General features: G+C 52.3%; 12 protein-coding genes. 3 read left to right on the plus strand and 9 right to left on the minus strand.

The window, feature by feature from the left end:
- Window position 1: 1 nt before the first annotated feature.
- From sucD to guaB, 9 genes are all read right to left on the minus strand, one after another.
- Window positions 2-889, minus strand: a complete 888-nt coding sequence (gene sucD / locus RHOLA_RS05880) for a succinate--CoA ligase subunit alpha (protein ID WP_038503115.1) — start codon at window positions 887-889, stop codon at window positions 2-4.
- 21 nt (window positions 890-910) lie between these two features.
- Window positions 911-2,068 carry an ADP-forming succinate--CoA ligase subunit beta gene (sucC, locus tag RHOLA_RS05885; protein WP_038503117.1) on the minus strand — a complete coding sequence of 386 codons (1,158 nt, stop codon included), beginning with the start codon at window positions 2,066-2,068 and terminating at the stop codon, window positions 911-913.
- A 101-nt stretch (window positions 2,069-2,169) separates the two neighbouring features.
- On the minus strand, window positions 2,170-4,470 hold the full coding sequence (locus RHOLA_RS05890) for an ATP-dependent helicase (protein ID WP_051636336.1): 2,301 nt from the start codon (window positions 4,468-4,470) through the stop codon (window positions 2,170-2,172).
- Window positions 4,471-4,523: 53 nt separating this feature from the next.
- The gene (locus RHOLA_RS05895) at window positions 4,524-5,396 is read right to left on the minus strand and encodes a glycerophosphodiester phosphodiesterase family protein (protein WP_038503118.1); all 873 of its coding nucleotides are present in this window, start codon (window positions 5,394-5,396) and stop codon (window positions 4,524-4,526) included.
- 35 nt (window positions 5,397-5,431) lie between these two features.
- Complete coding sequence (gene guaA, locus RHOLA_RS05900) at window positions 5,432-6,994, minus strand: glutamine-hydrolyzing GMP synthase (protein WP_038503119.1); 1,563 nt, start codon at window positions 6,992-6,994, stop codon at window positions 5,432-5,434.
- Window positions 6,994-7,428, minus strand: coding sequence for a DUF3817 domain-containing protein (locus RHOLA_RS05905; protein ID WP_051636337.1), 435 nt, complete (start codon window positions 7,426-7,428; stop codon window positions 6,994-6,996). Before RHOLA_RS05905 ends, guaA begins: the two co-directional genes overlap by 1 nt.
- A 4-nt stretch (window positions 7,429-7,432) precedes the next feature.
- A complete protein-coding gene (locus RHOLA_RS05910; protein WP_038503121.1) occupies window positions 7,433-8,164 on the minus strand; it encodes a hypothetical protein in 732 nt (243 codons plus the stop codon).
- On the minus strand, window positions 8,157-9,275 hold the full coding sequence (locus RHOLA_RS05915; protein WP_038503122.1) for a GuaB3 family IMP dehydrogenase-related protein: 1,119 nt from the start codon (window positions 9,273-9,275) through the stop codon (window positions 8,157-8,159). The genes RHOLA_RS05910 and RHOLA_RS05915 overlap by 8 nt, the downstream gene beginning before the upstream one ends.
- A gap of 16 nt (window positions 9,276-9,291) precedes the next feature.
- Window positions 9,292-10,797: an IMP dehydrogenase gene (gene guaB, locus RHOLA_RS05920; protein WP_038503123.1), complete on the minus strand. Its 1,506-nt coding sequence runs from the start codon at window positions 10,795-10,797 to the stop codon at window positions 9,292-9,294.
- Between the two features lie 355 nt (window positions 10,798-11,152).
- Here guaB and RHOLA_RS05925 point away from each other — a divergent pair, with 355 nt between their 5' ends.
- From RHOLA_RS05925 to RHOLA_RS05935, 3 genes are read left to right on the plus strand one after another with little or no spacing between them, the layout of a single operon-like run.
- Window positions 11,153-12,445 carry a branched-chain amino acid ABC transporter permease gene (locus RHOLA_RS05925; protein WP_158384511.1) on the plus strand — a complete coding sequence of 431 codons (1,293 nt, stop codon included), beginning with the start codon at window positions 11,153-11,155 and terminating at the stop codon, window positions 12,443-12,445.
- 4 nt (window positions 12,446-12,449) lie between these two features.
- Window positions 12,450-13,433 (plus strand): branched-chain amino acid ABC transporter permease, encoded by a 984-nt coding sequence (locus RHOLA_RS05930; protein WP_038503125.1) that lies wholly within the window; start codon window positions 12,450-12,452, stop codon window positions 13,431-13,433.
- Window positions 13,426-14,283 carry an ABC transporter ATP-binding protein gene (locus RHOLA_RS05935; RefSeq protein ID WP_051636339.1) on the plus strand — a complete coding sequence of 286 codons (858 nt, stop codon included), beginning with the start codon at window positions 13,426-13,428 and terminating at the stop codon, window positions 14,281-14,283. The genes RHOLA_RS05930 and RHOLA_RS05935 overlap by 8 nt, the downstream gene beginning before the upstream one ends.
- The last annotated feature ends 1 nt before the right edge of the window (window position 14,284 follow it).

Consider the following 14,284-nt stretch of genomic DNA (forward strand, 5'->3'; position numbering starts at 1 on the left):
TTTATAGGCTCTTGATAACTTCGCGCATAAGCGCAGCAGTCTCAGAAGGAGTCTTTCCAACCTTCACGCCAACGGCCTCGAATGCTTCCTTCTTAGCCTGAGCGGTACCGGCAGAACCAGAAACAATCGCACCAGCGTGACCCATGGTCTTACCTTCGGGAGCGGTGAAACCTGCAACGTAAGCAACAACTGGCTTAGTCACATTTTCCTTGATGTAGGCGGCGGCCTTCTCTTCAGAGTCGCCACCAATTTCACCAATCAACACGATCGCCTTAGTCTCAGGGTCAGCCTGGAACGCAGCAAGTGCATCGATGTGGGTGGTTCCGATAACTGGGTCTCCACCAATGCCAATCGCGGTTGACATGCCAATGTCACGCAGCTCGAACATCATTTGGTAGGTCAGGGTGCCAGACTTTGAAACCAACCCGATAGGGCCAGGGCCGGTGATGTCTGAAGGAGTAATACCTGCGTTGGATTTTCCCGGAGAGATGATGCCTGGGCAGTTAGGGCCAATCAGGCGAGTCTTCTGACCCTTCTCCACGTTGTAGGCCCAAGCCCACGCTGAGTCGTGCACTGGAATTCCCTCTGTGATGGCAACAGCCAAAGGAATCTCTGCGTCAATCGCCTCGACCATCGCGGCTTTTGCAAATGCTGGTGGAACAAAAATAACGGTCACGTTTGCGCCGGTTGCCTTCATTGCCTCGGCAACGGTGCCGAACACAGGGAGCTGCTTGCCTTCAACATCAACGGTCTCACCGGCTTTGCGTGGGTTCACACCACCAACGATGTTTGATCCACCAAGCAGCATGCGGCGAGTGTGCTTCATGCCCTCAGAGCCGGTCATACCCTGAACAATGATTCGCGAGTCTTCGTTTAGAAAAATAGCCATTTCAATAATTCCTTCTCGCGCTTAGCGGTTTGCCAACTCGGCGGCCTTGTCGGCTGCGTCGTCCATAGTGTCAACAAGAGTTACAAGTGGGTGGGCAAACTCGTTCAAAATGTAGCGGCCCTCAAGAACGTTGTTTCCGTCTAGGCGAACAACAAGCGGCTTAGTTGCCTTGTCACCCAGGGTCTTCAACGCACCAACGATTCCATTTGCAACAGCGTCACAGGCGGTGATGCCTCCAAATACGTTTACGAAAACGCTCTTGACCTGTGGGTCGTTCAAAATAACGTCAAGACCTGCAGCCATAACTTCTGCTGAAGCACCGCCACCAATGTCTAGGAAGTTCGCGGGGCGAACCTTGCCGTGCTTCTCACCTGCGTAAGCAACAACGTCAAGTGTCGACATCACAAGACCTGCACCGTTTCCGATGATTCCTACTTCGCCATCAAGCTTCACGTAGTTCAAGTCCATGGCCTTAGCCTTGGCTTCAAGTGGGTCAAGTGCGTCGCGCTCCATTGATTCGCGCTCGTGACGGAACTCAGCGTTGTCGTCAAGAGAAACCTTGCCATCAAGAGCAATAACTTCGCCATCGGCACTCAAGATGAGTGGGTTTACCTCAACCAGGGTTGCGTCTTCTTTCACGAACACGTCGTAAAGCTTTACAAAAACCGGAGCCACCTTTGCAGCAGTTTCGTCGTCGAAACCACCCTGCTTGGCGATGCTCAGTGCGGTTGCAAGATCAATGCCCTTGGTTGCATCTACTGGAACTTTTGCCAACGCCTCTGGGCGCTCTTCGGCAAGCTGCTCAATTTCCATTCCGCCCTCAACGCTGCAAAGCGAAAGGAAGGTGCGGTTTGATCTGTCTAGCAATACAGAGAAGTAGAACTCTTTTTCAATCGATGCACCCTGAGCGACCATTACGCGCTTGACGATGTGACCCTTGATGTCTAGACCAAAGATGTTCTTTGAAAGTTCTTTTGCCTCTTCTGGAGACTTGGCAACTTTTACACCACCAGCTTTTCCGCGGCCACCGGCTTTAACCTGAGCCTTTACAACTACAACTCCACCGATCTTCGCAGCAGCTGCTTCGACCTCTTCTGGGGTATCTGCGGTGATTCCCTGCAGAACAGGTACGCCGTAGGCCTCGAACATGTCGCGGGCTTGGTATTCAAATAAATCCACGTCTATTTCCATTCAGATATTTGGACAACCCTCTAAGTTTACGCTTCAGAGCAGGGCGCCCAGAACACCGATGCCGACCCCGGAGGGCCCAGTTCTAGGTTTTAGAGCTTGGAAATTGGGGCAACTTTGACCAGCAGTCGTTTGGTGCCAACACTGCCGAAATGGATTTCGGCGGTCTGCCGAGCTCCCTCGCCGGCGGTGGCAATAACCTTGCCCTTACCAAAGTCAGAGTGCTCAATCATGTCGCCAACCTCAAGCTGCAAGCCCTCGTTATTACGAACAGATGATATGGCGCCTGACCAGACCTTCTTCTCTTTGGTGGATGGGGTTCCGCCGTAGCCACCTGAAGAGCCTTCGCTTGAACCGTAGCCCTGGTCGTCAGCGATCGAGGCACGGTATCGGGTTGTAGGCATACCTCGGCCCGATCCTGATTCACGCCAATCGATTAGGTCACTTGGGATTTCTTGCAGGTAGCGCGATGGGGTTGCCGACTCGGATTCACCAAAAGTGGTTCTGGTCATGGCAAGCGAAAGATGCAGTTTCTTACGAGCGCGGGTGATACCCACGTAGAACAAACGACGTTCCTCGGCCATGCCGCCGGGAGTAATGAAGCTCATTCGATGCGGCAGCAGCCCCTCTTCGATTCCGGTTAGGAACACTGCCTCGTACTCAAGGCCCTTGGCCGTGTGCAGAGTCATTAGCGATACGGTTCCAGATTCGTCATCTAGTTCGTCGGCCGCAGCAACCAGGGCAACCTCGTTCAAGAAATCAGGAAGACGTCCCTCTGGATTATTGCGCTGGAATTCACGAGCAACAGAAACAAGTTCCTCTAGGTTTTCAACTCGCGCTTCATCCTGCGGATCCTTACTGTTGCGCAGGGATTCCAGCAAGCCGGTCCGGTCTAGCACCGCACGCAGAATTACGTCAACGTTTTCGTTTGGAATCATGGCCTCAAGGTTGTCCATTAATTCGGCAAACTGATTAATTGCACCGGTGATCTTTGGGCCAAAACCAAGGTCGCTCACATGCGAGAGCACCTGACGCACTGACAAATTGTTTTTTTCGGCGTAGCTGGCAATCTGTGTTTCAGAAGCATCGCCGATGCCGCGCTTTGGCACGTTAAGAATTCGTCTGGTGGCTAGGTCATCTCTGGTATTTGCAATTGCAACCAGGTAGGCCATGGCGTCTTTGATTTCTTGACGCTCATAGAACTTGGTGCCGCCAACTACGCGATAAGGAATGCCCGAGCGAATGAAAATATCTTCCAGCGCACGGGTTTGCGAGTTGGTTCGATAGAAAACAGCGATGTCACGAAAGGCAATTGCGTCATCGCCCTGGCTTTTGCTATGCAGCTTGTTAATTTCATCGGCAATGAACTGGGCTTCATCATGTGACGAGTAGCCGGTGTAGCCAACAATTTTGTCGCCGTCGCCAGCTGCGGTCCAGAGATTTTTTGCTGGTCGATCAAAGTTATTTGAAATAACCGCATTGGCAGCAGAAAGAATATTCTGCGTTGAACGGTAGTTCTGTTCCAGCAGGATTGTCTTGGCACCTGGGAAGTCTTTTTCAAATTCGGTGATGTTACGAATGTCGGCGCCGCGGAAGGCATAGATAGATTGATCCGAGTCACCCACCACAGTCAGCGATGCAGTTTTTGCCAATTCGCGAATTAGTGCGTACTGCGCGTGGTTGGTGTCTTGATACTCGTCAACCAGAATGTGTTTAAACTTCTGCTGGTATTGGGCGAGCACCTCTGGGAAAGCACGGAACAGGTGAACCGTCTCACCGATTAGGTCGTCAAAGTCAAAGGCATTGTTTTTGCGGAGCTCATATTGGTAGCGGCTGAAAATCTCTGAAATCATTCGGGCAACCGGGTCATTCTGATCAACGTTGCGGGCGTACGACTCGGCATCGGCAAGTTCGTTCTTGGCGTTAGAAATCGCGGCACCAACACCGGCTGGGGTTAGCTTGTGAATGTCTGCGCCAAGCTCTTTGATCAGGCGCTTGAGAATCGCGCGGCTGTCGCCCGAGTCATAAATGGTGAAGTTTGAGTCGTGACCCAGGCGGCCGCTTTCGCGACGAAGAATCATCACGCAGGCTGAGTGAAAAGTCTTGAGCCACATGCCGTCGGCGGCCTCGCCAAGTAGGTAACGCACTCGCTCGCGCATTTCTGCGGCGGCCTTATTAGTAAAGGTGATGGCCAAAATCTGTGACGGCCAAGCATCTTTAGTTGCCAGCAGGTGGGCAATGCGGTGGGTAAGCACGCGGGTCTTGCCAGAGCCGGCACCAGCCACAATCAGCAACGCAGGCCCACGGTATTCCACGGCCTCACGCTGTTGCGGGTTGAGCCCCTCGACTAGGCCTGCGGTGGCATCCGCTGCAAAAAAGCTCAACTCATTCATAACTACGCAATCCTAGGCGCAAGCGCCGACTTTGGTTTAGCCGCACGCACTGACTAATGCTCAAGCCCGGCGACAACCTCAACCAGGAGGTCTGGGTTATCGGTGAAAACGCCATCTGCCCCGCACAGGGCAAACTTGGCGAAGTATTCATCGGTGCTGGCTTCTGCGTCTTCAGCACGCGCAGTCCAGACAAACACCTTGAGCCCGCGGGCCTTGGCTTCTTCAATCCAATCCGAGTTAAAAACCAAAACAGAATTGAAGCTGATGCCATCGAAAATTTTTGCCGTCTCGTCGAAACGTGGTTCACCCCAGGTGTCAACCAAAAATACGTACTCACCTACGTCGCCGCAAACCTTCTTCATTTGCTCGAGCACTTTGAAATCAAAACTTTCCAGTGTCAAAGTGATGCCGTGCGAACGCCAATCAATTTCACGAAGTTTTCTAGCCAAGATTGCTGAGATTGGAAAACCCTGCGCCGCAAAATAGGCGCCGTGTTTGACCTCAAGAATCAAATGTTTACCCGCTGTGAAATCGGAGGTCAGCAATTCATCAAGGGTGGCAAGTTCAAACTGACCATCAAATTTTGCACTGCCTGGTCGCTCGTCAGTTAGTCGCTCGGTGGCGCGCAACTGCTTTAACTCGGCAAGCGTGAAATCTTCGCAGAACCAATCCGCACGAGTTTCTTGCCAACCCACAATTCCCTCGCGCTTTAGGTGCTCAAACTCAGGGCGCGAAGCGACATCGGTGGTGGTTGAAAGATAGTTGTCGTGACGAATTATTAACTGGCCATCTTTAGTTGGTACCAGATCGCACTCAATTGCATCGGCACCCATGTCAAAGGCAAGTTTGAAAGCCTCAAGGGTGTTTTCTGGTCGATACGCAGAGGCTCCGCGGTGGCCAAAGACTTTAATTTTTTCTGGTCGCATCGCTACCGCTGGCTCCAATAATTGACTGTTGTCAATTATTCCCACTCAATCGTGCCAGGTGGCTTTGAGGTGACGTCAAGGACTACGCGGTTTACACCTTCCACCTCGTTGGTGATTCGGTTAGAAATCTTGGCGAGTAGGTCGTAAGGCAAGCGGGTCCAGTCGGCGGTCATGGCATCTTCAGAAGATACCGGGCGCAGCACGATTGGGTGGCCATAAGTACGACCATCACCCTGCACACCCACCGATCTGACATCGGCAAGCAAGACAACCGGGCACTGCCAGATTTCGCCATCCAGGCCGGCTGCCGAAAGTTCAGCGCGAACAATTGCATCAGCCTTGCGAAGCAGGTCAAGTCGTTCCTTGGTGATCTCGCCAACGATGCGAATACCAAGACCCGGGCCAGGGAACGGCTGACGCCCAACGATCTCAGCCGGCAAACCCAGTTCAGCACCGATGGCGCGAACCTCGTCTTTAAACAAAGCGCGAAGCGGCTCAACTAGCTCGAACTCAATGTCATCAGGCAGGCCACCAACGTTGTGGTGGCTCTTAATGCCGGCGGTTACGCCGCCACCAGACTCAACCACATCTGGGTAAAGGGTTCCCTGAACCAAGAACTTGATTGGGCGGTTGTCTGCCTTTGACTCTTCGTAAAGTGCTGCCTGCGCCTCTTCAAAGGTGCGAATGAATTCGCGGCCAATAATCTTGCGCTTGGTCTCTGGATCACTAACACCGGCAAGTGCGGTCAAGAATTTTTCTTCCACGTTCACGGTCACCAAGCGAATACCGGTTGCAGCCACGTAGTCACGCTCAACCTGCTCTGCCTCATCTTGACGAAGCAAACCATGGTTTACAAAAACGCAAACCAGTTGATCGCCAACCGCCTTGTGCACCAGCGCCGCAGCCACAGCTGAGTCAACTCCGCCAGAAAGACCACAGATTACTCTGGCATCGCCCACCTGTGCGCGAATTTTTTCAACTTGCTCGGCAATTACGTTGCCTGAGTTCCAGGTTGCTGGGATGCCCGCGGCATTGTGTAGGAAGTTAGTCAAAACGTTTTGACCAAATTCTGAATGCTTTACCTCTGGGTGCCACTGCACTCCGTAAATTTTCTTTTCACTATTTGCGAAGGCTGCCACCGGAGTGATGTCGGTCGAGGCCAAAACTTCAAAGCCCGCTGGCGCTTCCATTACTTGGTCACCGTGACTCATCCAGCACGTTTGCTCCGCTGGTTGACCGGCAAGAATTTCACCGCCGGCTTTTACCTTTAGCTCAGTCGCGCCGTACTCGCGCTTGCCGCTTTTATCAACGCGGCCACCAAGAGCATTAGCCAGAGTTTGAAAACCGTAGCAAATGCCAAGCACGGGGATACCCAGTTCAAGAATTCTTTTGTCGAGCTGAGGTGAGCCCTCTTCATACACCGATGATGGTCCGCCAGACAAAATAATTGCCAGCGGGTTTTTGGCCTGAACTTCTTCGGCGGTGACGTTGTGGTGAACAATCTCAGAATAAACACTTGCCTCGCGAACGCGACGGGCAATTAGTTGCGCGTACTGCGCGCCAAAGTCAACAACTAGTACCGGGCGATTAGCGGTCATTAGGCCACCTTCTTGACGATTGCTGCGATATCTTTTTCAGCAACCTTGCTGAAGTGGCGTTCGGTGAAGAAAGAAAGGAGCGGCACGATACCGCCAAGTGCAATCACGATGAATCGCATGAAGTTCCAGCGGTAGAGCGTCCACATGCGGAAGTCACCGAGTAGGTAGGCCACGTAAAGCCAGCCGTGCACAATTAGCGAAATAACGGTTAGGTCTAGACCGCTATCTGGCAGGCCAACCTTGGTGTCATTTGCATCCACCGAGTAATAGGCCAGGTAGAGGAAGCCGTCCGGTCCGGCTAGCCAAAGATCTGCCTGAATAGTTAGGCGGATGCCCCACAAGATCATGATCAAAACCAAGAAAATTCCGGTGATGTAAGAGGTCACCTTGAAATACTTCAAGGCCCCGCGAAGGGTGGATTCTTGTGGATTCATTGGACTAGTTTACCTTTTCGCCCGAACCGACCGAGGCCCGCAGAATTTGCTCATCTCTTACTAGGCGCCACCATAGGAACACTGCAAAGCCGGCAAACAACACCCATTCCAGGAAGTAAAACGCGCTTAGCCAATTGATTCTTTGGATTGGTTCATAAAACACATTGATTGGCTTTAGTGGCGGCCAAGCAGAAGCCTGGCTGTGTCCATTTAGTGCCAGTATCTGCGGTTCAACAGAAATTGGTTTTTCCGGTGAGTAGAGATTCACCAGCTGTGCAAGAGACAGCGATTCCAAAACAAATTTTTCTTGGTTTACCTGAGGCAGCGGGGCCTCTGTAGGAATGAAGACGCCCTCAAGGCTGGTGTCTACTTTTTCTAACCCCGATTGCATGAGCGCTGTACGCTCACCCTTGACCTCGGCTAAATCGGCCGACCAACCAAGTGCAATGGTTTGGTTTTTGCCCTTGGCATTCAGAGAGTTTGCGATTAGCCAGAAGCCCTGCTCATCGCCGTTCAATCGATTAGCGATTATGAATACATTCTTGGTGTCTAACTTGACCTTGACCGATTCAATATTGATTGCGATTTTTTCTGAACTGTCTTTGGTGAAGGTTCGATCCAACTGCCACTGACCAAGGGCCGCAAATACAGCCGCAACTGCCAAGGATAAAAATAAAGCGCCAATCCACTTTGGCTGTCTTGCGACAGAAAGGAAGCTTGGAGTTTTGTTAAGCATGGTAAGGAGCTACAACAACATCAACGCGCTGGAACTCCTTGACGTCTGAGTAACCAGTGGTTGCCATTGAACGGCGCAGAGCACCCATCAAGTTAGTACCACCAGAAGCAGATGAAGATGGGCCAAGCAAAATCTCTTCTAGGGTTCCCGCGGTGCCAACCTGTACTTTGTTGCCACGTGGAAGATCTTTATTGAATGCCTCTTGACCCCAGTGCCAACCCTGCCCCGGTGCCTCTTCTGCGCGAGCAAGAACTGAACCAAGCATCACGGCGTCGGCGCCAACAGCAATTGCCTTGACGATGTCGCCCGATGTTCCAAGCCCACCATCGGCAATCACCTGAACATATCGGCCACCGGATTCATCCATGTAGTCACGACGAGCACCGGCAACATCGGCAACTGCAGTAGCCATTGGTGCGTGAATGCCAAGTACGCGACGCGTTGTTGAAGCAGCACCGCCACCAAAACCAACCAGTACTCCGGCGGCACCGGTGCGCATTAGGTGCAGCGCAGAGGTGTAGGTTGCAGCGCCACCAACGATTACTGGAACATCCAACTTGTAGATGAATTCCTTGAGGTTCAGTGGTTCAACGTTTTTTGAAACGTGCTCTGCAGAAACTGTAGTTCCGCGAATCACAAAAATATCAACGCCAGCCTTGATAACGGCATCAGAAAATTCTGCCGCGCGCTGCGGTGAAAGCGCACCTGCCACGGTAACTCCAGCGGCACGAATCTGTGCGATTCGATCACGGATTAGCTCTGCCTTGATTGGCTCTGAGTAAATCTCTTGCATGCGCTTGGTTGCCTTATCTGCCGGCAACTTTGCGATCTCGTTCAACTGCTGGGCAGGATCTTCGTATCGGGTCCATAGCCCCTCAAGGTCAAGCACACCAAGGCCACCAAGCTTGCCAATAGTCACTGCGGTCTCAGGTGAAACCACGGAGTCCATCGGTGCGCCAAGCACTGGCAAACCAAATTCGTAGGCGTCAATCTTCCACGATGTGGAGACATCCTGAGGATCGCGGGTGCGGCGGTTTGGCACGATGGCGATGTCATCGAAAGACCAGGCACGTTGGGCGCGCTTGCCGCGGCCGATTTCAATTTCGGTCATTATTTCCTAATCGCTTTTAGCGAGTTCCGTAGTTTGGTGCTTCCACAGTCATCTGAATGTCGTGTGGGTGAGATTCCTTTAGACCAGCAGCAGTGATGCGCACAAACTTTCCGCGCTCTTGAAGTTCTGGAATTGTTTCGCCGCCAACGTAGCCCATTGACGCACGAAGGCCACCAACTAGTTGGTGAACCACCGATGCCACTGAGCCGCGGTAAGGAACTCGGCCTTCGATGCCCTCTGGCACAAGCTTGTCTTCGCGCAGAACATCGTCCTGGAAGTAGCGATCCTTTGAGTAAGACTTTGCTTCGCCGCGTGACTGCATTGCACCAAGTGAACCCATACCGCGGTAAGTCTTGAACTGCTTGCCGCCCACGAAGGTGATGTCACCTGGGGCCTCATCGGTGCCGGCCAACAATGAACCAAGCATCACCGCGTTTGCTCCGGCAACCAAAGCCTTAGGAATGTCACCCGAGTACTGCAATCCACCATCGGCGATTACCGGAACACCCGCTGGCTTACATGCAAGTGATGCCTGATACACCGCGGTGACCTGTGGCACACCAACGCCGGCAACAACGCGAGTGGTGCAAATTGAACCTGGGCCAACGCCAACCTTCACGCCATCGGCACCAGCATCAACTAGCGCCTGCGCACCTTCGCGAGTAGCAACGTTGCCACCGATAACATCAACGTTCTTGGCAAATGGTTCAGACTTTAGTTTTGCAATCATTTCTAGAACAGCACTGTTGTGACCGTGCGCGGTGTCAACCACAAGAATGTCAACGCCGGCATCAATCAACGCCATCGAACGCTCCCAGGCGTCCTGCCCAACACCAACTGCGGCAGCTACCAGCAAGCGACCGTTGGCATCCTTCGAAGCCAGCGGGTACTTTTCTGATTTGTCAAAGTCTTTCACGGTGATTAGGCCGCGCAGCTTTCCGTTTGCATCAATAAGAGGTAACTTTTCGATTCGGTGCTGAGCAAAGATTCCGATTGCGTCATCGGGGTTGATGTCGTGCGGTGCAGTAATAAGAGGCATCGGCGTCATGACGTCCTTAACCAATGTGGTGGTGCGCTGCACATCAAGCACGAAACGCATATCGCGGTTGGTCACGATGCCAACCAGGCGGTCATCTTCGTCAATAACCGGCAGGCCAGATACTCGGTAGCGGCCACAAAGGTCATCAACTTCTTGAATAGTGGCGTAAGGGGTGGTGGTCACCGGGTGGGTGATCATGCCGGCTTCCGAGCGCTTGACTAGGTCAACCTCGCTGGCCTGGCGATCTAGCGAAAGATTACGGTGCAAAACACCGATGCCGCCCTGGCGGGCCATGGCGATGGCCATGCGGGCCTCGGTTACGGTGTCCATTGCTGAAGAAAGCAGTGGAACGTTGATCTCGACGCGCTTGGTAATGCGGGTTTTGGTGTTTACCCCCGATGGAACGACGTTTGATTCGCCCGGCAGGAGCAGAACATCGTCGTAGGTGAGGCCAACAAAGCCAAACGGGTCATTTTGAGTCATCGAGGGTCCTAGCTGAAGGAGGGCACTTTCGCCAATTCTACCCGCTGGCGTTGGGGCCAAACAGAGGGCTCCTGCGACCGCAGAAAAAGGCTCTAAAAACCGCACAATGTTCACGATTTACTGAATTTTTGGTTAAAAATCGAATTTTGTTGAAATATTTCTTTGGATTCAGCAGAATCTACGAACTTTATAGGAATGTTACGTAAAACCTGCAGGATTTACGAGAACTCAGGAACGATTTTGGAGCCGCCAAATCTGCCACTTAGTTCAACCAAGCAGGCATAAAAATCCCTGTAATCTTGAAAATTACTAGCAAAGGCGCGAATCGCGCGCCAAATCACCAATGGAGGTTGGTTTGAACCGACTACTAAAGGGCCCGGCGCGCGCAATAAATGCGCTCATTGCGGGCTTCCTGATATTCGCAGGTCTTATGGCCGCTACCCCAGCTCACGCTGAGGATGCTGATCCAAGTACCTATGCCTACACGATTGCCGGAACCTTCTTGCAGGACGAAACTGCAATTGAAGGCGTGAAAGTCACCGCAACCCTTGGTGACTTCAGTGCATCATCGGTCTCCAACGAGTGGGGCGAATGGTCCATCATGGTTCCCGAGCTCGGCAAGTACAAAGTTGAGATTGACGTCACAACAATTCCCGAAGGTTTTGCACTTTCGGATCCGGAAAATGGTGCGATTGGCGAAGCAGACCTATCTGAGACAGATTTCGCAGCTGTGCTGTTCTCCTTTGGTGCGGACACCTCAACAAAAATTACTTTTGCTGATCAACTATTGATTCGCGTTTACGCCGGATTGAACTTTGGTTTGTTGCTTGCAATTGCGGCCATCGGCATCTCACTAATTTTTGGTACGACCGGTCTTAACAACTTTGCTCACGGTGAAATGGTCACCTTTGGTGCGCTAGTAATGTGGCTAGCGTTCGCGGTGCTAGAACTCAACATCGTCATTGCCGCCGTTGTTTCTATCCTTGCCGTTACGGCATTTGGTTGGGCGCAAGATGCAGGTCTGTGGAAGCCGCTGCGTAAGCGCCGCATGGGCCTTAACCAAATGATGATTGTGTCAATTGGCTTCTCAATCGTTGCCCGCTACCTAATGTTGCTCTTCTTCGATGGTGACACTAAAGATATCGGTGGCAGCGGAAACATCATTCAACTTGGCCCGATCTACACAAGTGACATCACCATCATCGGAATGATCATCAACGTAGTAGCTCTTGCCGGTGTTGCGCTGTTCTTAACCCGCACCCGTGTAGGCAAGGCAACCCGCGCAGTTAGTGACAACGCGTCTCTAGCTGCCTCAACCGGTATTGACGTTGAGCGAATCATTCGCATCGTTTGGTTGTTCGCGGCTGCACTCACCGGTCTTGCCGGAGTGCTTTACGGACTGCAGTTCCAGGCGAACTGGCTAACCGGTTTTGACATTCTGCTATTGCTATTCGCGGCCGTGACCCTTGGTGGTCTTGGTACCGCTCTGGGCGCAACCGTTGGTGCGCTAATCATCGGAATGGTAGTTGAAGTTTCTTCGATGTTTATTCCTAACGAACTTAAGTACGCAGCTGCTCTTGTGATCTTGATTGTGATCTTGATCGTTCGTCCACAGGGTGTACTCGGCAAGAAGCAAAGGATCGGTTAAGTAAATGGATTTCCTAAATATTCTCAACCTCACCGGAGGTGAGTTGATTGGTGCATACACAGCTGCCTACGTGCTCTGTGCTCTAGGTTTGGCCATGCACTTTGGCTTTACCGGTCTGCTCAATTTTGGTCAGGCTGCATTCGCCGCTCTTGGTGCTTATGGCTATGCCATCTCAACCCTTAGCTGGGGTTGGCCCTGGTACAGCGCAGTGCTCTTTGGCTTGGTTTGCTCCGCGGCCTTTGCCGTGATCTTGGGTATTCCAACCCTTCGTCTTCGCGCTGACTACTTGGCGATTGTTACGATTGCCGCTGCCCAAGCCTTGCGCTTTGCCTTTGGTACCGGTGAGTATCGCGAGGTTACCGGTGGCGCCAACGGTCTCAGCCAGTTTGGCGAGAGCTTCTACAGCTTGAACTTCTTCCCGGATGGCCGCTACGAAATTGGTGTGCTGACCTTCTCAGCTGATGAATTGTTCATCCGTGTAGTTGGTTGGGGTCTCGTAATTCTTGCAGCGGTATTGCTCTTGCTTCTGACTCGCAGCCCATGGGGTCGTGTGCTTAAGGGAATTCGCGAAGATGAAGACGCGGTACGTGCACTTGGCAAGAACATCTTTGCCTACAAGTTGCAGTCACTGGCAATTGGTGGCTCGCTAGCCAGCCTTGGTGGCATGGTCTTCGTGATGTCCTCACAGACCAACCAGCCATCAACCTGGGGAACCAACTTCACCTTTATGATTTGGACCATTCTGCTTCTTGGTGGAGCGGCAACCATTCTTGGTCCGATTGTTGGTGGAATGATTTTCTTCGCACTGTTGATGTTCCTGCAGAACGTTCTAGAAGGATTAGTAAACCTTGGTCTGCTACCTTTCCTAGACATCGCTCAGGTGGGACAGATTCGATTCCTACTTGTTGGTTTGATTTTGATGCTTCTAGTGATCTTCAGGCCTCAAGGAATTTTCGGAAACAAAAAGGAGATGCAGTTCAATGGCTAATTCAATTTCAGTTGGTAACCCATCTCCTGGATGCAAGAAGGTCGACCCAATCCTGGTGGCAGACAACGTCACTAGACAGTTTGGTGGTCTTACTGCGGTTAACGTGGAGCACCTAGAAATTCCTCGCGGTTTGATCACCGCCCTTATCGGACCAAACGGTGCCGGTAAGACCACGATGTTCAACCTGTTGACCGGATTTGATAAGCCAAACACCGGTACCTGGAACTTCGACGGGCATGACCTAGCCGGCGTTGCCCCCTACAAGGTCGCGCGCATGGGAATGATCCGCACCTTCCAGCTAACCAAGGCGCTGAGCCTGTTGACAGTTATCGACAACATGCGTCTGGGCGCGCAGAACCAGCCTGGTGAGGGTTTGCTTCAGTCTTTCCTTCGACCAATCTGGAAGAAGCGCGAAGTAGAAATTACCCAGCGCGCCGATGAGCTTCTAGAGCGCTTCAAGCTTGATGCCAAGCGTGAAGACTTTGCGGCTTCTCTTTCTGGTGGTCAGCGCAAGTTGCTAGAGATGGCACGCGCGTTGATGAGCAAGCCAAAGCTTGTGATGCTAGACGAACCAATGGCGGGTGTGAACCCCGCTTTGACTCAGAGCCTGCTTGAGCACATCAAGGGACTAAAGAACGATGGCACCACAGTTCTCTTTGTTGAGCACGACATGCACATGGTGCGCAACATTTCTGACTGGGTAATTGTGATGGCCGAGGGCCGCATTGTTGCCGAGGGCCCACCGACTCAGGTGATGAAAGATCAGGCGGTTATCGATGCCTACCTGGGTGCTCACGCAGACACCGATCTAGGTACCGTTGCAATCAAGACCATTAAGGCAGGTAAGTAAA

This window comes from Rhodoluna lacicola (assembly GCF_000699505.1).
Taxonomy (GTDB): Bacteria; Actinomycetota; Actinomycetes; order Actinomycetales; family Microbacteriaceae; genus Rhodoluna; species Rhodoluna lacicola.